The organism is Arthrobacter sp. zg-Y238 (assembly GCF_024385525.1).
GTDB lineage: Bacteria > Actinomycetota > Actinomycetes > Actinomycetales > Micrococcaceae > Arthrobacter_B > Arthrobacter_B jinronghuae.
Genome location: NZ_JANFLU010000001.1, coordinates 578,379 through 597,664 on the forward strand (window position 1 = coordinate 578,379; position 19,286 = coordinate 597,664).

The following is a 19,286-nucleotide window of genomic DNA, read 5'->3' on the forward strand; positions in this document are numbered from 1 at the left end:
ATTCAGGCGAGGAACTCATAATCCTCCGGGTCGATTGATTCGGTTGCGTCCCAGTATTCGATATTGGTGAATGGCCAAATCTGGGATACGCGGCCGGCGCTGTTCTGGTACCAGGTGCGCACATAGGGCTGTCCCCAGGCCATTTGCCTGTTTTCGCTGTCCACCCATGCCGTGAACCGTTCCAGCGCAGCCTGCTTGACGTCGAGCGCGCTTGCCCGACGTTCAAGAAGTTCGCGGACCGCTTTGAGGGCATATTCGCCTGCCCTCTCAAGCATAAAGTGGAGGCTTCCGGCCACGACCCCGCCAACGTTGGGTCCGTAGACCATAAAGAAGTTCGGGAATCCCGGGACGGTGACTCCGTTGTACGCACGAGCGTCCCCTTCCCAAACGTCATGGATTTCGTGCCCGCCGCGGCCGAGAATCTCCATTCCTTCGAGGTACTCGGAAGGGCGGAATCCGGTGGCGTAGACGATGATGTCGACGGCGTGTTCGGTGCCGTCTTCAGTCACGATGCCATTGGGCGTCAACTCACGGATTGGGGACGTAGCGAGCGTGGTGTGGGCGGAAGTGAGGGCCTTGGCCCAGACACCGTTGTCCCGCAGCATCCGCTTGGCCCCCGGCGGGTATACAGGGATTGCATGCTTGAGCAGCTCTGGATATCCGGCAAACTGCTCGGTGAGAATACGGGTCAGTTCCTCCCTGACCTCCTGGTTTTTCCGTGACACGCTCAGAGGTGCGCCCTCCCAGCCGCTTTCGGCACGGACCGTGTGGAACCGGCCGGGGATTCCCAGGATCAGGACCCAAAGTCGGAACCATTGGGCGTAGTGCGGCACTTTGCGCGCCAGCCATGAGAATGTCTCACTCATTCCATCGTGGTAGTTCGGTGCGGGCAGCATCCATGGTGCACTGCGCTGGAAGACCACCAAGCTGTCAACGTCATCACAGACGGCGGGGACAATCTGGTACGCGCTGGCACCGGTGCCGATGACAGCTACCCGCTTTCCGCGCCAGTCCACGGATTCGTCCCAGTCCTGGGAATGCATGGCAATGCCGGTGAATGAGTCCTGTCCGGGGAAATCCGGAATATTGGGAATGTCCAGTTGGCCGCACGCGCTGATAACCGCGTTGAACTCACGCGTTTTCTCGCCGCCGTCTCCGCTCCGGGTGGTCACTCGCCAGACGCGTGCCGATTCGATCCACTCGGCCCGGACCAGACGGCTGCCAAACTCGATGCTTTCATCCAAGCCTGCCCTGCGCGCCACTGTTTCGAGATACTCCCGGATTTCACACCCCTGGGCGAACTGATGGGGCCAGTCAGCGCGCTGCGCAAAAGAGTATGAGTAGCCAAAGGTCGGTGTGTCCAGGCGTACTCCGGGATACCGGTTTTTCTGCCAGGTGCCGCCCAAGCGGTCTCCGGCCTCGATGATTGTCAGAGGAACGCCGGCTTGGCTGAACCGATGTGCCGCGGCAATGCCTGCTACACCCGAGCCGACGATAAGCACCGAGAAGTCCCGCCCGTCGGCGATGTCCTCAAAGCGCCATTGCGGGGCGCCGCCTTTGTTGGGTGCCAGGTCAAGCTCGTGCTGCAGCATGCCGGTCCACTCGCTGTGTCCATTGCAGAGGAACTCAAGAATCGTGTTGGTGTCGTCCGCGGAGAGGATACCCACGCTGGTGATTTCCTCGTCGCGCAGACGGCGCAACGCGCTGAGGGCCGTGCGCCGCCCCCGTTCTTGTTGGTCGGGGGTCATCCCGCCGTGGGGGTGGTTGACGGTATCAACGGGAACCAGCGGCGGGCGCAGGTTCGGTGTAAGGATGGTTGTGTCTCCCGTGGCGGCTGCCAGTGCCGCAAGGAGCGCCGGGAGGTCGGCCCCTTCGACAATCCGCAGAAGTTCCTCATCCGACTCGATGACCGGTTCGTAAGTGTCCTGCCAGAACAAGTCATCGGCGGCAGCCTGTACGGAGCGCACCCCGGCGGCGCTCATGCGAGCACCTGCCTGGCCGGCTCAACCTCGCCGTTGATGTTGGTCTTGGCGAACTGCACTCGTTCGTAGACCTCCGCGCGCAGTTCGGCAAAGCGCGGCGCCGAGCGGGTCACCAGTTGGTCGCGTTCCTCCGGCAGATCAATCTTGATGTCGTTCTGGATTACGGTGGGCGAGCTTGAAAGGACCAGCACGCGTTCAGCCAGGTACACGGACTCATCGATGTCGTGGGTCACGAACAGGATGGTCATGTTGTGTTCTTTCCAGATTCGGCGGACGAGGTCCTCAAGCTCGGCACGCGTCTGGGCATCGACGGCGGCGAAGGGCTCATCCATCAGCAGCACACTCGGCCGGGCAGCGACGGCGCGGGCAATCGCCACACGCTGCTGCATTCCGCCCGAGAGCTGCCACGGATACTTCGCTCCGGCAGCGCCGAGTCCCACGGCTTCCAAGGCCTCGCGCACACGTCCAGCACGCTCGGACTTGGGGACCCCGCCCGTTTTCAGCGGAAGACCCACATTGGCGGCAACTGTCATCCACGGGAACAGGCTGCGCCCGTATTCCTGGAACACAACGGCCATGCCGGCGGCGGGCCCGGAGACCGGGGACCCATCCAGCGCCACCTCACCCGAGGTTGTCTGCATCAGGCCGGCGATGCACTTAAGAAGCGTTGTCTTCCCGCTTCCGGACGGGCCCACCAGACAGGCGAATTCACCGTCATGCAGATCGAAGGTCAGGGACCGAACCGCTTCGAACCGGGTGCCTGATCCTGTCTGGTAAATCTTCTGGACCCGCTTTACGCTGAGCCGGACCTGCTGGGATCCACTAGTCATTTTCGTTCTCCTTCAATCCTTCGTACCAGGCAAGAATTCGTTTCTGAATCCAGTGGAAAACCACTGAAAGGACGACGCCAATAATGCCCAGCAGCAAAATACCGCTCCACATTTCAGGTATGGCGACGCGGTTCTGGAAATTGATTGTCCAGTGGCCGATCCCGTCGGTGGACGCGAACATCTCCGAAACCACCATCAGGATGAGCGCCACGGCCAGGCTCTGGCGGATTCCCGCCATGATCTGCGGCGAAGCGGCCGGGAGCACGAGATAGCGCATGCGGTCCAGCTTTTTGAGCCCTATGACTTTCGCTGTGTTCTGCAGGACCTCATCGATGGACGTCACACCGGCAACGGTGTTCAGCAGAATGGGCCAGATGCAACTGCAGACGATCAGGGTGATCTTCATGGCGTCATTGATCCCGATCAGCAGCAGGAGCACCGGGATGAGGATGGTAGAGGGAACCGCTCGAATGAACTCGAAGAGCGGCTCGAACAGCCACCGGATCCAACGCACGTAGCCGATAATCACACCGATGGTGACGCCGGCGACGATGGACAGCCCCAGCCCCGCAAGAAGCCTGCCAATGCTGGGGAGCACATCGGACATCAGGCGTTCGGAAAACCAGATGTGGAAAAAACGGTCGGCCAGCACAGCCGGTTCGGGGATGAAGAAGTTTGTCTGAACGGACGTGTAGCCGATCCATGCTGCCAGCAGGATCAGGGGGAGCCCCAGAAAGTATCCGGCTCTCTTCAGTGTTGATATCACGCTGCTCCTCCGCGTACGGACTCATGCCAGAAAAGGGATTTACGCTCGATGAACCGCATGAGTGAGTTGATTGCGATTCCCAGCAGGCCGCTGGTGATGATCAGGGCATAGATGGCCGGTGCCGATCCGTTGATCTGGGCAAAGGCAACCTCCTGGCCAAGACCCGGTGTGCCGACAATCAGCTCAACACTGATGGCAAGGACCAGGGCCACCGTGGCGGCCAGGCGCAGGCCGGTCATGAGGTACGGAAGCAGCGTCGGGAAAACGACGTACCGGACCCGCTGGAGGAAACTCAGGCGCAGGGTCCGAGCTGTGTCCATTGCAACCCGGTCGAGGTCTGCAATGCCGTACAGCACCTGAATCAGTACGACCCAGAAACAGGCGTAAATGATAATCATCAGCTCGGATCCGAGGCGGGGGCCGAAAAGCAGCGCAGCGAGGGGGATCAGCGCCACGGCCGGAATGGGACGCAGGAATTCGATGGTTGAATGCGTTGCCCGAACTAGGAACCGGCTGGAGCCGATGATGACGCCCAGGACCAGGCCGCCCACCGAGGAAATCAGGACGCCCAGTATCCAGGCACGCAACGTGTGTCCTGTGGCTACCCAGAACTGCGTGTAGGCCAGGTTCTCGAAGAACCGTGCAAAGACCACCGTGGGCGGCGGCAGGTGCCGGGGATCAACAATCCCCGTGACGGAAGCCGCCTGCCAGATGCCTAGGAATCCGAGGATCCCGCAGGTTCCCAGAAGCGCCGGCCCAAACCTGAGCCAGAGCAATGAACGTCGGGCGCCAAGCGGCACCGATGTCGTCGGGTTGGTCATGATGACCAGCTCCCCTTTCAGTTTTTGTGATCGTGCCCAGGGCGGGCGGCCGTTCCCACGGAGAGGCCGCCTGCCTCCGCCGTTACTTGCTCCAGACCGTGGCATCAAGGTCCGGGCGCGTCTCGACGATGCCGTGTTTCGTCATGAGATCGGCAAACTGTTTCAGGGCGTCAACATCCAGGTGGGCGTTCCACGCAATGAAGTCTGTTTTGGCCGCCATCTCGGGGGACGTTCCGAGAACTTCGGGCAGTAGGTCCCGCACCTCGTCCTGATGCTCTTCTGCGTAGCTGAGGGTCTTGTCCAGGGCGGAAATGAAACTTTCCACCACCTCCGGATCCTGTTCGACGAGGGCGCCGCTGGAAGCGATGACCAGTTCCGCGCCGCCGAGCCCGGCCTCCTGGATAAAGTCGCTAATGACAGCACCGCCGTCAGCGGTGATCTGCTGCATGAACGGAGGGCCCACCATTCCGGCCTGGATCTGGCCGCTCTCAAGCTGGGCTCCGACCTCGTTGAAACCGAGCTGCACAAAGGTCACCTTGTCGGGGTCGCCGCCGTCGAGCTCAACGGCTTCGCGGATACCGATGTCCCCGATACTGCCCAGGGCGTTGATGGAGACTGTTTTGCCCTCCAGGTCCTTCGCCCTGTGAATGTCGGAGTTGGGACCGACCATCACCGCGACGGAGTCTTCGACCATTTCCGGCCGATTGCTGGCGTATCCGGAGACGATCTTCAAGTCGAGCCCCTGGGCCGTGGCCACCAGTGGGGTGGTGGGGCTCGAGAGCATGAAGTCCAGGCTGCCGGAACTCAACGAGGGCAACTGGGCGGCGCTTCCCTGTCCCAGGAGCATTTCGAGGTTCAGGCCTTCCTCTTCGAAATAGCCCTTGTTAACGCCCAGCTGAATAGCAGCCACAGCCGACGAGGGGAACAGGCCAATCTTGACGTCGCGGAGCTCGGAGTCGGATGCACTGCCGCCTGCACCTGTGTCCGCGCCTCCGGAGATGGAACCGGATGCGCAACCGGTCAGGGTGAGTGCGGCGGCGAGCGCGCCGCTGCCTAGCAAGCGGAGGGTTCGAGTGGTCATGACGTGAGTTCTCTCTTCCTTGAGGAAACGAAGTGTGAAGAATCTGTCCCGGGGCCGGACCCCGCGGGGAGTGGAGTGCCATCTGCCGGGAGCAGATAGGCACTGCCGAAGACCTTCTGCAGAGTACGGTTCAGGTCCTGAGCCAGGCATTCGGCGGCAATGACGTGGTCAGGCCGGACGATCGCGACGGAAACCGGACGCGCATGGAACCAGGACTTCAACATTCCCGAAGCGTCTCCGACCACACACACGCCCGGGGTTGCATGGGCGGCGGTCCAACGGAGCTGGGTTGCCGGCACCGCATGGACGAGGGTGGCGTCCAAAGCGGTCAGGGCAGCGAGGGAATCCGCGGAAAGGAAATGCTCCGGGTTGTTGTTCCAGACGAAGATCCGCCATCCGTCACCCGTGACGTCGTCGAGCAGGACATCCTCTCCATCAGCGGTGCGGACGTGCGGCTGCGGGAACAGCGTGCCCGTGCCCGGCTGCACTCCGTCCTCGATGGGCACCGACTTCGACTCCGGCCACTTTCCCGGGACGACCACGCCGCGGGTGTACTTCGGCATGGGTTTGAATCCCTGGCCCGAGACGTAGGACTTGAGTTTTGGCAGGCGGTCGATCACGGCGGCTGCGGTGTCACGTACTGCAGACGTGACCTTGCTCCGGTTCGTCACGACCTTGGACATTCCTACCGACAGGTCGATCATTGCCTTGACATGGTCGCGGCGTTCCTCCGCATAGGTGTCGAGCAGCCGGTCATCGGCCAGCCCTCGGACAACTGCCGGCAGCTTCCAGCCAAGGTTCAGGGCGTCACGGATGCAGGAATTCCATCCCTGCCCGGCGACCACCGGCATTACATGGGCGGCGTCGCCGGCCAACAGGACCCGCCCGTCCCGGAAACGGTCCGCAAGGCGCGCGTGGTGCTCGTAGACGCGGCGGCGGATGACATCCAACTCGGCCGGCTCCGCCACATGGTCCCGGAGCAGTTGATGGAGAAATTCGTCGCTGTTGATTAGGTCGTCGTCCTCGCCGTCCAGCAGCATGAACTCCCACCGGCGTATGCCGTGCGGCAGGCTTAGGGTGGCGTATCCCCGGGTGGGGTCCCCGCCGAAGACCGCGTGGGGTGTCCCCAGCGGATCATTGGCGACGTCGATCACCAAACCGCGTTGGCGCCGGGTCTCGCCGGTGAAGGGAATCCCCAGCTTTTGGCGGGTGAATGAGCGCCCGCCCTCGCAACCCACCAGGTATTCCGCGCGAATGGAGGAGTCTTTGCCTTGGGAATGCACCGTGACAGTGACTCCGTCGGCGTCCTGAACCACATCGGTGGCCTTGGCTCCGAGGCGGACCTCGACGCAGTCATAGCGCTGTGCGCCTTCCAGGAGGATCTGGTCCACCAGCGGCTGCACGAATCCGTTGCGGCGGGGCCAGCCAAACTCGCGGGTGGTTGGATTGATTCCGGCGATGATCTTGCCCGCACCGTTGACGATGCGGATCTGCTGATCGGGGACAGTGTGCTCAAGCACCTTGTCCACCAGTCCCAGCCCCTGCATGGCGCGCAGCGACTCGTCGTCGATGCCAACGGCCCGCGGGTAGTCGATGAGCTTGTCCCGTGCCTCGATGAGGATGGTACGGATGCCCCGGCGGCCCAGCAGATTGGCCAGCGTCAGCCCGGTGGGTCCCGCTCCGATGATCAGGATTTCGGTTTGTTCCGTCATGATGCCTCCTTGAGAGCCGCGAGGGAGGCGCGGGCCTGTTTGCTGATGAACATCAGGTCGATGCCCAGTCCCACATAGTCCAGGCCGGTCTGCAGTATCTGCCCGGCGGCGAAGGCGGGGTCGCTGCAGTACAGGCCCACTTTGACTCCGTGGACCCGTGCCCTTTCGGCGAGGTGGGCGACGGCGTCGGCAACCGGGCCGTCGGACCAGTCCGGGCGCCCGGGTAGGCCGTAGGAGACCGCCAGGTCGGAGGGTCCGATGTAGAGCGAGTCCACACCGTCCACACTGAGTATCCGGTCTGCTGCTTCAACACCGGCAGCGGTTTCAATTTGCACCACTGTGGATACAGCTTCGTTCCCCGCAGCGCAGTAGTCGGCTCCGGAGTAGAGGGCGGGCCGGCTGGGGCCAAGGCTGCGTCGACCGAGCGGCGGGTACTTTGTAGCCGATACCAGTGCCTGTGCCTGTTCCGCGGATTCGACCGTGGGAGCGACTATCCCGCGGGCGCCGCTGTCCAGCAGCCGCCCGATGACACCGGAGTCAATGCAGGCGACGCGGGCAAACAGGTATGCATTGCCTCGGGGTATGGACCGCAGCATGTTGCTTGCCTGGTCCAGTCCGATCTCTCCGTGCTGCAGGTCGAGCATGACGCCGTCGTAACCGGCGTCCAACGCGTTTTCAGCGGCAGCCATTGAGGGTGTGGCAATGTGAAGCAGCACAGGCGCTGCCGACTGGCCGAGACTCATTTGGCCTCTCCTGCGGCTATGCGCTGTGCGTGGGCAGCGGCGTTTGCCGCGCCGAAAATCGGAGCGATCTCACGGCGATGGATAAGCCACCGGCCATCCACTTGGGTGTACTGCTCACGGAACTCTCCCACGCTGGCCGGATGGAGCGGATCGGACTGACTGTCCCGAAAGGTCATGTAGTAGGTGGTGCCGCACAGGACGCCGTTTTCGAAGGCCAACCGGGTTCCCCCGGAAAAGTGCCGGACGACCCCCGCATCCATCTTTGCCCGGCGTTCGCCCCAGGCCTTCACGGCCTCCCGGCCGTCCATCGTTCCCAGCGGCCCGGTGGACACCGCGTCCTCCGCGTACAGCGTGTACAAACGGTCGGCATGCCCATGGTCAAGCAGCCAGTGGTGCTCCGTGACAAGCTGTTCAATTTCAGCGCGTATTTCGCTGGTGACTTCAGGCATGGTGTAGATCCTTGGAATCGAGAGTGGCTGACACGGAACCGAATCCGTGCGAGTAAACAGCGGTGTAGGGGACATCGGTCTCCCAATCGACGATCATGCCGATTGATCCGGAGAGTAGGATTTCGCCGGCACGCAGCGGCTTATTGATCCGAAGCGATGTCTCGGCGAGCCACTGGATGGCGTTGACCGGACCGGCCAGGACATTCCTGCCGATGCCCCGGGTCACTTCCTCGTCGCCGCGGTACAGGATCATTTCGACCTCGTTGAGGTCGATTTCACCGTAAGGTTTGCGGACCGCCCCGGTCACCACGCCCTCACAGGCCGCGTTGTCCGCGACGGTATCGAGAATGCTCATTCCGTAGTTGTGGTACCGGCAGTCCACGAGCTCTATCGCGGGCACCACGTAATCGATGGCAGCTTCAACGGCAGCGAGGTCCGAGGAGAGCAGGTCTTCCTTGAGGACGAAAGCGAGCTCCGCCTCGATCTTCGGTTTGATGAATGCGGATCTCGGACGGACCACGCCTCCCGGGAAAACCATGTCCTCGAGAATGATGCCGTAGTCGGGCTGATCCACACCGGCCTTTTTTTGCACCATGGGATTGGTCAGGCCGACTTTGCGGCCAACACGCCGAAGCTTCTGCTCCTGGACCCGCCGTTGGGTGTTGATCTCGGAGATTGCATAGGCGGCAGCCAGATCGCCACCGGGCAGCTGATGCCGGATGTGGTCAATCGGTGTGAGGTTCTGCCGGGCCGCATAGAGGTCGTCGGCAATTTTTTGGATAATCGGTGACATCCGTCACCCCTTTCTTGCCAGGAAATCGAGGGCGCATTCGTTGAAGGCCTCTGGGTCTTCCCACTGGGGCCAGTGGGCTGCGTTGCGGATAACCAGCAGTTCGCCGTCGGGTATTGCCGCTGCGAACCGTTCGCCCGTCTCGATGCCGCCCGAGGGCTCATGATCCGTCCACACGAGCAGAGTCGGGACGGTCAGGGCCGCGTAATCTTCCTCAGTGACTCGGTTGCGGAAGCGGATCTCCGGCTGCTGCAGGGCCAGGATGTGATCCATGGAGCGGGCAAAACCCTCCCGGCTGTAGACGGCCTGGCGCATGTGCACTAGCTCGTCAGTGATGAGCTCGGGATCATGGATGACTACCTGCAGCCTCGCTTTGACGTTGGTAAAGGTTGGATTCTCGACGGCCTCGCGGCTGACCGAACGCGCCTTACCCATCGCTGAGGTTTTGATGATCTGCCCGCCCGGAGCGCTCAGGATCAAGGTCCTGACCCGATCCGCGTGTGACTGGGCAAACTTCAGTGCGATCCATCCGCCGAGCGATTCACCGCAGAGATGTGCCCGGTCGACATTCAGGGCATCCAGCAGCCCGACCAGGTGTTTTTCATAGTCCGCTATCTCGAGGTCGGCTCCTGCCAGACTGGAGAATCCGTGGCCGGGGTAGTCGTAGGCGATCACGGTGTGGGTCCGGGCCAGCGCCCGAATGTTCTGTGTGAAGGCCTCGAGGTGACCGCTGGTACCGGCCATCATCACGATGGTGTCGCTGCCCTCGCCCACCGACAGGACGCGGGTACGCCAGCCCCCGATCTCGAGATAGAACAGTTGATGGGGGAGGTCCCCGATCTGCTGCCACAGCGACTCAAGCTGATGGCTCATGCAGCGCTGTCCGTGACTGCTGCAACTACACCGAATCCGGCACCCCAGGTTTCAACCGGCCAGTAGCGGTCAACCTGGAAGCTGTAGCTGCCGGCAGTGGACAGGGCGCTGAAAGCAGCGATCCAGGTGCGCACCTCATGTGCTCCGCTGCCGCCTTCGGCGCCGAACCACTCGTTGGTCCACGAGTCCACGACAGTCATATCGCCGGCACGGAAGACGTCGAGCACCTTGGTGTCCCACTCGGCATTGAGGGGCTGGGTGGTCGCCTTTCCCTCAGCAAACTTCCGGATGTTGTTGAGCATCGTGGATTCGCGGACCTCGCGCTGTTCCGGCGTCATTTCCAAGTGGATGAGCCGTTCCTTCACCTCGTCGGACGCGCCGTCCCAGACCGGGATGGGAGGGTTGTGAGACAGCCCGCCGGAGGCGAAGATCAGAACCTTCTTGTCGAGTTTCTGCGCGGCCCGGCCCACTGCTTCGCCAAAGGCACGAACACGGTTCATGGGTGTGAGCGGCAGCCCCACAGAGTTCACGAAAATGGGTACAAACGGATTCTTGAAGTCGTGTCCGTAGACAAACTCCAGGGGCTGTAGTACCCCGTGATCCACCTGAAGCCGTTCGGACCGGGCGATGTCGATACCGTCCTCGAGGATGAGTCGGTGCAGCTCCCGCGCGGTATCGCTGTCAACGGGCAGCGGGCCGGCAGCGGTGCCCCAGTCTCCGACTCCGTTGGCCTGCGCACCTACGCAGAACGGGGGCATCATCTCGTACATCACGCCATTGAAGTGATCCGGTCCCAGCGCGATGGTGACGTCCGGCGCGAAATCCTCAACGAAAGCCCGGACGTCGTCAATTGCCGAATTGATTTCAGCAAAAATCGTTCCGCCCGGATCTACGTTTCCGAAGGAGGGGGCGTGGGACATTGCGGCCACTGCAAGAGTCATGGCGTCATTTCCTCTCAGGCCTCTGGGGCCATTTGATGAGTTTTCGGCGAGTCTCGGTTCTGGACTACGTCGTCTAGAATGTTGATTCTAGTGAATTACATCACATCTGGCTAGAGGCAATGTGATCTAGACAACAGTGGAGCCCCTCCGGCCGATCGTGTGGCCGCTGCGCAAGCCCCAAACGGCGAACCAGGAACCCAGTAACGAACAAGGAGAAGGACATCCATGAACGGAACACCGGTACGGCCGCCCTACGACCCGCAGATTTCCGAAATCTTCCGGGCCAAGTACGCCGGCGGCGCCGGCTTCACCATGGAATCGCTGGCAGCGGTCCGCCAGGCATCAACGTCGTCTCCGTCCGACGTCGCAGGCCTGCTGAAGTCCGCGGGCCTGCCAATCGTGGCGGAGCACCATGAGATCCCCGGATACCAGGGCGGCCGAATCGGGCTGTCCGTCTTGAGGGGAACACCCACCCCCACCGGTCCGCTGATCTATCACAGCCACGGCGGAGGCATGGTGGCAGGAGACCGTTGGAGCGGGATAACAGCGTTCCTGGACTGGATTGAGATGTTTGATGCCGCCATCGTCACTGTCGAGTACAGATTGGCCCCTGAGTTTCCCGACCCCTTTCCCCGCGAAGACGCCTACGCGGGACTGGAATGGACTGTTGCCCAGGCGGAACGGCTCAACCTTCGCAGACAGCCGCTGATTGTCGCCGGACAGAGTGCTGGCGGCGGCATCACGGCATCCCTGGCCTTAATGGCGAGGGACCGGAGGGGCCCGCGGATTTCGGGACAGCTTCTGCTAAGCCCCATGCTCGATGACCGCGACGCCACCGAATCCTTGCGCCAGTTTGACGGCACGGGTGGATGGGACCGGCAGGCGAACCGGTTTGGCTGGAGTGCGCTCCTCGGGCAGGACCACGGGCGGCGGGCGACGGATCCGTATGCGGCACCAGCACGGACGGGGAACCTCGCCGGCCTGCCGCCGGCTTTTCTCGAGTGCGGCACCGCGGAGGTCTTCCGTGATGAAACCGTCGCCTACGCTGCGGATTTGTGGGCTGCCGGTAATGATGCCGAACTGCACATGTGGGCCGGCGGCTTCCACCGCTACGACCAGCTGGCACCGGACAGTGAGATAACGGCCAGCACCATCAGGACCCGCGCCGCATGGATGGGCCGGCTACTGCGTGAACGGTCTGCTACCCGTGTCCGACTTTGATGTCTGCACCGCGCGGTGCAGCGTCTGGGCCCTTGTTGCCGCGCGTCATGGAAGCTGGCGCGGTTTCCCCGCCGGCCCTAGGGTGGCTTTGTATCCCGGCCTTCCCGGGCCGACGACGAAACCGGTGAAAGCGAGTCCCATGAGCACCCCCACGGTCTATGCCCTGCATGAGAATCCCGAATGGTTCCCGCCCTTTGCCCGCGCCTTTGAGGCCGAAGGCGTGCATGTGGAGGAATGGCTGCTGACGGACGGCGTCCTGGATCTGGACTCGGTGCCGCCGGAGGGCATTTTCTGGTCCCGGATCAGCGCCTCCTCGCACACCCGGGACCACGGGTTGTCCAAGGACTACGCCCGGGCGGTGCTGTCCTGGCTGGAAGCGCATGGACGGCGCACGGTCAACGGCCGCCGGGTGCTGGAACTGGAAATGAGCAAGGTGGACCAGCTGACCGCCCTGCGTGCCGCGGGCATCGACACCCCGCGCACCGTGGCCGCCGTCGGGCGCCACCAGATCCTAGCCGCGGCTAAGGAATTCCCCGCACCGTTCATCACCAAGCACAACCAGGGCGGCAAGGGCCTCGGGGTGCGGAAGTTCGAATCGCACGGGGAACTGGCGGACTACGTGGCGTCGGAGGAGTTCGAGGAGCCTGCGGACGGCATCACCCTGATCCAGGAATACATTGTTGCGGCCGAACCCTTCATTACGCGGGCGGAGATTGTGGGCGGGGAATTCGTCTATGCCATCAAGGCGGACACGGCCCGCGGGGGCTTCCAGCTCTGCCCCGCCGATGCCTGCGCCATCGACCCGTCCACCGGCAAGCCGATCATGCCGCCCGGCGCCACCATTGCACCGGACGCGGACACCCAGCTGTTCAGCCTGCGCGAGGACTTCGACCACCCGGTGCTCGGCAAGTATTTGGAGTTCGCCCGCCGGAACCGGTTGGAGGTCTGCGGCATAGAGTTCATCGAGGCCGCGGACGGTCGGCTGCTGACCTATGACGTCAACACGAACACCAACTACAACGCCGCCGTCGAAGCAGTGGCTCCGCGGTCCGCGCCCCGTGCCCTGGCCCGGTATCTCGCGTCCCTGGTGCCGGCCGCGGAATAGCGTGGTGCGGCTCAACTTTTTTATCCACAGGGCTGCGGCCTCGATATAGTCGTGGTATTGCCCAACTTGAAGGAGACCGCCATGTCCGCTGCCCTGGAGCCGCATTGGGTCAAGAACTACCAGCCCGGCGTTCCCGCGCAGATTGAGCTGCCCACCGAATCCCTCACCGCCATGATGGAAGACGCCGTGGAGCGGTTCGGCAGCAAGGTGGCCCTGGAGTTCTTCGGTGCTGAAACCACCTACAAGGACCTGGGGGACCGGATCAACCGGGCCGCCGAAGGCCTGCGCAAGCTGGGCGTGCGGAAAGGCCACCGGGTGGCGGTCATCCTGCCCAACTGCCCGCAGTACCTCATCGCGTTCTACGCCGTGCTCCGGCTGGGCGCCGTCGTCGTCGGCCACAACCCGCTCTACACGGAGCGCGAGCTGCGCCACCAGTTCGAGAACCACGGCGCCAAGGTGGCCATCGTCTGGGACAAGGCAGTGGAGAAGGTGCAGGATTTCCCCGGCGACGTGGCCGTGGAAACCATCGTGGCCGTGAACATCACCAAGGCGATGCCGCGGATCAAGCGGATGGCACTGGCCCTTCCGGTTCCCTCCCTGCGGCGCACCCGCGCGGGCCTGACCGCCAAGACCGAGCGCACCATGTCCTGGGAGGAACTGCTCGACAACGCTCCGCTGTCCGCGGACCACCCCCGCCCGTCCGTTTCCGACCTGGCGGCCCTGCAGTACACCTCGGGCACCACCGGCATCCCCAAGGGCGTTATGCTGACGCATTACAACCTGCGGTCCAACGCACTGCAGGGCAAGGCCTGGATGCACGGCGCGCAGGAGGGCAAGGAAGTCATTTACGGCGTGCTGCCCATGTTCCATGCCTTCGGCCTCACCCTCTACCTGACCTTCTCCGTCCTCACCGGGTCGCGGCTCGTCTTGTTCCCCAAGTTCGACGTGGATCTGGTCCTGTCCGCCGCGAAGAAATCCAAGCCCACCGTCTTCTGCGCCGTCCCGCCGATCTACGAAAAGACCGCACACGAGTCCAAGAAGCGCGGCGTGGACCTGTCTACCATCCGCTACGCCATTTCCGGGGCCATGACCCTCCCGGCCGCCACGGTGAAGCTCTGGGAAGAGGTCTCCGGCGGTCTGCTGGTCGAGGGGTACGGCCTGACCGAATCCTCTCCGGTGGCCCTGGGCAACCCCTTCGCCGAATCGCGCCGCAACGGCACCATCGGTGTTCCGTTCCCCAGCACCGAGATGCGCGTGGTGGACCCGGAAAATCCGGTGAACGACGTCGAACCCGGCGCCGCCGGCGAGCTCCTGGTCCGCGGGCCGCAGGTCTTCGCCGGTTACTGGAACAACCCCGAGGACACAGCGGAGGTGCTGCTCGACGGCGGCTGGCTGCGGACCGGCGACATTGTCACCGTCGATGAGGACGGCTTCGTGAAGGTGGTGGACCGCCGCAAGGAACTCATCATCACCGGCGGTTTCAACGTTTCGCCGTCGGAGGTTGAGGACGTGCTGCGCACCCACCAGCACATCCTCGACGCCGCCGTGGTGGGCCTGCCCCGGGCCGACGGCGGCGAGCAGGTGGTGGCCGCCGTCGTCCTGCAGGAAGGTGCCGAGCTCGATGAAGCAGCTCTGCGTGCCTACTGCCGTGAGCGGCTCACGCCTTACAAGGTGCCCCGGAAGATCGTGGTGATCGAGGACCTGCCCAAGTCCATGCTGGGCAAGGTGCTGCGCCGCCAGGTGCGGGACGCACTGCTGCAGGACGCGTAGTCCCCTCCTCGCAGTAAGTACCTATTGACGGGTATCCGGCGGAGGGCTGGAATTGTAAGTGGGCTTGGTATGTATGCCAGGTTCCTCACCAGTCAACCAGCCGGCCCGGAGCCGCAGGCGGATACCGACCGCCTCGTCGTCTGTCTCCGAACAGGCCGGTGGTGAATCACCGTCGGTCAACCGATTCGGCGGATTCGCTGTCGCGAGGAGAACAAGATGATCACGAATCAGCAGGTCGAAGGACTCATGAGCGGTTCGGGCAGTGTAGTTGGCTCGAACGGTGACCGAATCGGTTCCGTTGGTACCTTCTACCTGGACGACCAGACCGACGAACCGGCATGGGTCACCGTGAACACCGGCCTCTTCGGCACGTCGGAAACGTTTATCCCCCTCAGTGAGGCAACCGTCGAGGGCGCCGACGTCCTGGTGCCCTACTCCAAGGAAGAGGTCAAGAACGCGCCGCACATTGAAAGCGACGGTTCGATCAGCCCCGATGAGGAAGTCACGCTCTACCGGTACTACGGCTTCAGTTACGACGACGGTTCTTCGGAATCCGTTTCGGAAACCGATACCATTACCGAGACGCGGGACAGCGGCATGCGGGGCAGTGACATGAGCAGCGGCACCTCCACGGTGTCGGAGAGCCAGACATCCGGGACCTCCAGCAGCAGCGGCACGTCCGGCCTTTCCTCGTCCTCCGGTTCCTCCGGTTCGGGATCCAGCGGGGACGACGCGATGACCCGTTCGGAGGAGCGCCTCAACGTCGGCACCGAGAACCGCGCTGTGGGCAAGGCCCGGCTGCGCAAGTACATCGTGACGGAGACCGTCACCAAGCAGGTGCCGGTCAGCCACGAGGAAGTGCGGATCGAGCGGGAGCCCATCACGGACGCCAACGCGGGGGATGCCCTGTCAGGTGCCGAACTCAGCGAAGACGAGCACGAGGTGACGCTCCACGCCGAGGAAGCTGTGGTTTCCAAGCACACCGAGCCGGTGGAACGCGTTCGCCTGGACACCGAGACGGTGAGCGGCACCGAGAGCGTTTCCGAAGAGGTCCGCAAGGAGCAGATCGACACGGACGTCAACGATTCCTCCTCCCACGGGAAAAAGTCCGGCGGGTCGGGGTCCTCGGGGTCCTCGGGGTCCGGGTCGGGGTCCGGGTCCGGCGGCAGCCGCCGCTAGGTCCTAGCTCTTCAACGTACGACGGCTTCATCAGCACGACGGCGGGTCCCGGGTTTCCGGGGTCCGCCGTTTTGCTGTGTCCGGTCGGGGGCTGCTTTGTTGCTCCGCTGGCCGGGGCACCTGAGCGGACGATGGGGTTTCTGCGGGCGGCCCGCACTTTGCGCGGGGCTCCCGGATCTATTGAGCGGGCTTATCCGCGGGGTTCCCGGATTTGTCCGCGGGGTTCCTGCAACTAGTGAGCAGATAACGGGCTTATGGAGCGGCCATAACCCCAATAACTGTTCAGTGGATGAGTTGTGCAGACTGGAACATCCGCTGTTCCAGCACAGCATCCCACAGGGTGGGGTCTGTTGCCTCGTGGGACCCCATCTGCCACAACGGCACCGCGTGGTGGGATCCTCTGTCCGCTGCCGGCCCCGGGCCGGGGGTTCCCGGATCTATTGGGCAGATAACGGGCTTATCCGCGGGGTTTCTGCATCTAGTGAGCAGATAACGGGCTTATGGAGCGGCCATAACCCCACTAACTGCTCAGTGGATGAGTTGTGCGAGCTGGAATATCCGCAGTTCCAGCACAGCAGCATCCCACAAGGTGGTGCTGCTGTGGCCTCGTAGGACCCATCGGTCACAACAGCACCACGTGGTGGGATCCTCTGTCCGGGTGTCGGCACAGCATCCCACAGGGTGGGGTTGCTGTTGCTCGTGGGACCCCATCTGCCACAGCGGCACCACGTGGTGGGATCCTCTGTCCGATGCCGGCCCGGCTGGAGCCCGGCACCCGGCCGAAGCCCGACGGCGGCCCAAGCCCACGGTCCCGACATTCATAGTGCAGTAGACGCAGCCTGGCCCCTCACCGGCAGCATCTACTGCACAATGAATCCGAAGCCCGGCTCCGCAGCGGGACCAAAACCCCCGCCGGTCCGATGCAGGTGCTAGGTTGGGGCAACTGTCCACGAAGTCCCGGGGGAACCATGAAAAAAACCGCAGCCATTCCGGCCTTGGCCCTGCTGTTAGTCACGGGCTGCGGCGCAGAAGCAGCGGAGCCCGGACCTGCCTCCGCCGGTGCCTCCGCCCCTGCTTCCGCCGCGGCAGCTGCCGGGTCAACCGCCGAGACGGTGGCACTGGACTCGGCAGAGGGAACGTGCCGCAAGCTCCTAGGGACTGACGGTAACGGCCCCCTCTATCGGGCCATCTACTTCGTGAAAGACAACGGTTCAACGTTCGGCTTCGAGGGCTCCGACGGTACGGGTGCAAACGCGCTCAACACGGAAGTCCGCGGTATAGCCGACAGCGCGCCGGAGGGCATGGACGTCCTGCTAAAGGAGTTGTCGGCCCCGATTGAAAGCGTCATACCGGTGGCCGGGGAGTCCGGTTCCGCCTCGTACTTCGATATCTACGCCTGGAGAAACGCTGTTTCGGAGATCCTGGCCCAGTGCGCGCCCTACGAGGTCACGGCCAGCGACGCCGGCGCGGCACCCGATGCGTCTGCCCCGTCCAAAGCGGCCGAGGCCAGCGCCGCGTTCCCGGGCTACCCACTGATCGTGAACGCCGCCTCTGTGGACTATCGGGTGGCCGGCTGGTTCGACAGCAAGCTCGTTGACGGGCTGGTGGTTGCACTGGCGCCGGGACTCTACGCGCCATACGACCCCAACGTTCCTGACCTGTTGTCTTACTACGTTCCGGGCGGCGTGGCCGGGGACCGCGCCATGAAGGCAACCCTCTTTCCCGACGCCGGGGGTGCCGCCAGCTGGTCCGGCGTGAAGCCGGGACCTGAGGAACCGCAATAGGGCGGTAAGCCGGTGGGCTCATCGGCGGTCGCTGGCATACGCGGGCTTGAACCCTCCGGTTTGGGTCAAATCGACTGGGGGGAACCCTGCCACTGCGCAGCGGAGGGATTTTCCAAACCGGCAGGAGAACCCCACCGGGGGGGATTTCCAACCAGCAGGAGACCCCACAACTGGCAGGATTTCCCCAACCGGCAGGAGAATCCCCACCCAGCCGGCACGCCCCTACGCGGAGGACAGCAGCCGGGCTGTCCGCTCCAGGACCTCCCGGCACGCGAGGATGGCTGGACGCTGGCTCCCCGCTTCCCGGACCGATGTGAAGATGGTCCGCCGCGGCCGACCCGGCAGATCCAGCAGCCGGACCGTCGGTGTGCGGCCCGTCCACACCAACTCCGGCATCAGGCCGACGGCGTTGCCGGACTCGATCAGCCGGATCTGCGCCTGCAGGTCGGCCGTTTCATACCGGACGTCCGGCTCGAACCCGGCCTGCCGGCACGCCTGCTCCGCCCAATGCCGGGAGGCCGCGCCGCGGGGTTCCATCACCCAGGCTCGGGAGGCGGTGTCCGCGATGGAGCGGATGTCCCCGCCGCCCAGGGACTCGGCGGGCACCGCCAGATGGATGGCATCCGTGGTGAGCTGCACGCGGTCCAGGCCGGGATGCCGGGGTGCGGCATGCCCGGGGTACTGTTCGGCGATCACCAGGTCGAAATCCCGGGCCCAGGTTTCATACAGTGCGGTTTCGGGTTCGCGCTGGGTCATTTCGATCCGCACCTCGGGATAGTCCCGCCCCAGGATGGTGAGGGCATCGGGCATCAGGGCCAGTGCCGCTGACTGGAAGACGGCCACCCGGACCGTTCCCGTCACGGTGGTCAGGGACTCGGCCAGATCCGCTTCCGCCCGCTCCATGGCGTCCAGGATTCCGGCGGCGTGGTCCACCAGGATTTCGGCCTGCGGTGTGAGGGTGACCCGGCGTCCGGTCTTGCGCAGCAGGGGCACCCCTACCTCGTTCTCCAGCAGTGCCAACTGCTGCGACACCGAGGACGGACTGAAGTTCAGGGCCGCGGCAACGGATGCCAGCGTGCCCCGGACCTTGAGTTCGCGCAGCAGCCGCAGCCGGCGGATATCGAGCACGCGGGCACCTTTCTAATTAGTAAGCAGAGCCAAACTGTATCGGTCGGAAAAGATCGCTTTATCTAATTGAACAACAGGCGGATACTGAGTCAGTACCTCCGGGGGGATAAC

At 63.6% G+C, this 19,286-nt stretch carries 17 protein-coding genes; 5 read left to right on the plus strand and 12 right to left on the minus strand.

The genetic code is table 11. From position 1 onward, the window contains the following. Positions 1-2: 2 nt before the first annotated feature. From NNX38_RS02935 to NNX38_RS02985, 11 genes are all read right to left on the minus strand, one after another. Positions 3-1,982, minus strand: coding sequence for an NAD(P)/FAD-dependent oxidoreductase (locus tag NNX38_RS02935; RefSeq protein WP_255796646.1), 1,980 nt, complete (start codon positions 1,980-1,982; stop codon positions 3-5). Then, on the minus strand, positions 1,979-2,812 hold the full coding sequence (locus tag NNX38_RS02940; protein WP_255796647.1) for an ABC transporter ATP-binding protein: 834 nt from the start codon (positions 2,810-2,812) through the stop codon (positions 1,979-1,981). The genes NNX38_RS02935 and NNX38_RS02940 overlap by 4 nt, the downstream gene beginning before the upstream one ends. Then, a complete protein-coding gene (locus NNX38_RS02945) occupies positions 2,805-3,578 on the minus strand; it encodes an ABC transporter permease (protein WP_308219811.1) in 774 nt (257 codons plus the stop codon). Before NNX38_RS02945 ends, NNX38_RS02940 begins: the two co-directional genes overlap by 8 nt. Then, a complete protein-coding gene (locus NNX38_RS02950) occupies positions 3,575-4,399 on the minus strand; it encodes an ABC transporter permease (RefSeq protein ID WP_255796648.1) in 825 nt (274 codons plus the stop codon). Before NNX38_RS02950 ends, NNX38_RS02945 begins: the two co-directional genes overlap by 4 nt. Positions 4,400-4,481: 82 nt before the next feature. Continuing rightward, positions 4,482-5,480 carry an ABC transporter substrate-binding protein gene (locus NNX38_RS02955; protein ID WP_255796649.1) on the minus strand — a complete coding sequence of 333 codons (999 nt, stop codon included), beginning with the start codon at positions 5,478-5,480 and terminating at the stop codon, positions 4,482-4,484. Next, positions 5,477-7,192, minus strand: coding sequence for a bifunctional 3-(3-hydroxy-phenyl)propionate/3-hydroxycinnamic acid hydroxylase (locus tag NNX38_RS02960; protein WP_255796650.1), 1,716 nt, complete (start codon positions 7,190-7,192; stop codon positions 5,477-5,479). The genes NNX38_RS02955 and NNX38_RS02960 overlap by 4 nt, the downstream gene beginning before the upstream one ends. Then, positions 7,189-7,935, minus strand: a complete 747-nt coding sequence (locus NNX38_RS02965; protein WP_255796651.1) for an HpcH/HpaI aldolase/citrate lyase family protein — start codon at positions 7,933-7,935, stop codon at positions 7,189-7,191. The genes NNX38_RS02960 and NNX38_RS02965 overlap by 4 nt, the downstream gene beginning before the upstream one ends. Continuing rightward, positions 7,932-8,384: a nuclear transport factor 2 family protein gene (locus tag NNX38_RS02970; RefSeq protein ID WP_255796652.1), complete on the minus strand. Its 453-nt coding sequence runs from the start codon at positions 8,382-8,384 to the stop codon at positions 7,932-7,934. The genes NNX38_RS02965 and NNX38_RS02970 overlap by 4 nt, the downstream gene beginning before the upstream one ends. Beyond that, positions 8,377-9,177 carry a 2-keto-4-pentenoate hydratase gene (locus NNX38_RS02975; RefSeq protein WP_255796653.1) on the minus strand — a complete coding sequence of 267 codons (801 nt, stop codon included), beginning with the start codon at positions 9,175-9,177 and terminating at the stop codon, positions 8,377-8,379. The genes NNX38_RS02970 and NNX38_RS02975 overlap by 8 nt, the downstream gene beginning before the upstream one ends. A gap of 3 nt (positions 9,178-9,180) precedes the next feature. Beyond that, positions 9,181-10,047 (minus strand): alpha/beta fold hydrolase, encoded by an 867-nt coding sequence (locus NNX38_RS02980; protein WP_255796654.1) that lies wholly within the window; start codon positions 10,045-10,047, stop codon positions 9,181-9,183. Continuing rightward, entirely contained in the window at positions 10,044-10,988 is a 945-nt protein-coding gene (locus tag NNX38_RS02985; RefSeq protein ID WP_255796655.1) for a 3-carboxyethylcatechol 2,3-dioxygenase, read from the minus strand. The genes NNX38_RS02980 and NNX38_RS02985 overlap by 4 nt, the downstream gene beginning before the upstream one ends. 225 nt (positions 10,989-11,213) lie before the next feature. Between NNX38_RS02985 and NNX38_RS02990 the strand changes: the two genes are divergently transcribed. From NNX38_RS02990 to NNX38_RS03010, 5 genes are all read left to right on the plus strand, one after another. Next, positions 11,214-12,209, plus strand: a complete 996-nt coding sequence (locus NNX38_RS02990; RefSeq protein WP_255796656.1) for an alpha/beta hydrolase — start codon at positions 11,214-11,216, stop codon at positions 12,207-12,209. 139 nt (positions 12,210-12,348) lie between these two features. Next, positions 12,349-13,314: a RimK family alpha-L-glutamate ligase gene (locus NNX38_RS02995; RefSeq protein WP_255796657.1), complete on the plus strand. Its 966-nt coding sequence runs from the start codon at positions 12,349-12,351 to the stop codon at positions 13,312-13,314. Positions 13,315-13,395: 81 nt separating this feature from the next. Further along, entirely contained in the window at positions 13,396-15,084 is a 1,689-nt protein-coding gene (locus tag NNX38_RS03000; protein WP_255796761.1) for a long-chain-fatty-acid--CoA ligase, read from the plus strand. A gap of 216 nt (positions 15,085-15,300) precedes the next feature. Then, the gene (locus NNX38_RS03005) at positions 15,301-16,263 is read left to right on the plus strand and encodes a DUF2382 domain-containing protein (protein ID WP_255796658.1); all 963 of its coding nucleotides are present in this window, start codon (positions 15,301-15,303) and stop codon (positions 16,261-16,263) included. A 968-nt stretch (positions 16,264-17,231) separates the two neighbouring features. Then, a complete protein-coding gene (locus NNX38_RS03010) occupies positions 17,232-18,047 on the plus strand; it encodes a hypothetical protein (protein WP_255796659.1) in 816 nt (271 codons plus the stop codon). Between the two features lie 222 nt (positions 18,048-18,269). On the opposite strand, the gene NNX38_RS03015 is transcribed toward NNX38_RS03010, so the two are convergent. Beyond that, positions 18,270-19,175, minus strand: coding sequence for a LysR substrate-binding domain-containing protein (locus NNX38_RS03015; protein ID WP_255796660.1), 906 nt, complete (start codon positions 19,173-19,175; stop codon positions 18,270-18,272). Positions 19,176-19,286: the final 111 nt, after the last annotated feature.

Bases quoted from the DNA above. Each gene is read 5' to 3' on its own strand.
- NNX38_RS02935 (WP_255796646.1), bottom strand. From the start codon at position 1,982: ATGAGCGCCGCCGGGGTGCGCTCCGTACAGGCTGCCGCCGATGACTTG.
- NNX38_RS02940 (WP_255796647.1), bottom strand. From the start codon at position 2,812: ATGACTAGTGGATCCCAGCAGGTCCGGCTCAGCGTAAAGCGGGTCCAG.
- NNX38_RS02950 (WP_255796648.1), bottom strand. From the start codon at position 4,399: ATGACCAACCCGACGACATCGGTGCCGCTTGGCGCCCGACGTTCATTG.
- NNX38_RS02955 (WP_255796649.1), bottom strand. From the start codon at position 5,480: ATGACCACTCGAACCCTCCGCTTGCTAGGCAGCGGCGCGCTCGCCGCC.
- NNX38_RS02960 (WP_255796650.1), bottom strand. From the start codon at position 7,192: ATGACGGAACAAACCGAAATCCTGATCATCGGAGCGGGACCCACCGGG.
- NNX38_RS02965 (WP_255796651.1), bottom strand. From the start codon at position 7,935: ATGAGTCTCGGCCAGTCGGCAGCGCCTGTGCTGCTTCACATTGCCACA.
- NNX38_RS02970 (WP_255796652.1), bottom strand. From the start codon at position 8,384: ATGCCTGAAGTCACCAGCGAAATACGCGCTGAAATTGAACAGCTTGTC.
- NNX38_RS02975 (WP_255796653.1), bottom strand. From the start codon at position 9,177: ATGTCACCGATTATCCAAAAAATTGCCGACGACCTCTATGCGGCCCGG.
- NNX38_RS02980 (WP_255796654.1), bottom strand. From the start codon at position 10,047: ATGAGCCATCAGCTTGAGTCGCTGTGGCAGCAGATCGGGGACCTCCCC.
- NNX38_RS02985 (WP_255796655.1), bottom strand. From the start codon at position 10,988: ATGACTCTTGCAGTGGCCGCAATGTCCCACGCCCCCTCCTTCGGAAAC.
- NNX38_RS02990 (WP_255796656.1), top strand. From the start codon at position 11,214: ATGAACGGAACACCGGTACGGCCGCCCTACGACCCGCAGATTTCCGAA.
- NNX38_RS02995 (WP_255796657.1), top strand. From the start codon at position 12,349: ATGAGCACCCCCACGGTCTATGCCCTGCATGAGAATCCCGAATGGTTC.
- NNX38_RS03000 (WP_255796761.1), top strand. From the start codon at position 13,396: ATGTCCGCTGCCCTGGAGCCGCATTGGGTCAAGAACTACCAGCCCGGC.
- NNX38_RS03005 (WP_255796658.1), top strand. From the start codon at position 15,301: ATGATCACGAATCAGCAGGTCGAAGGACTCATGAGCGGTTCGGGCAGT.
- NNX38_RS03010 (WP_255796659.1), top strand. From the start codon at position 17,232: ATGAAAAAAACCGCAGCCATTCCGGCCTTGGCCCTGCTGTTAGTCACG.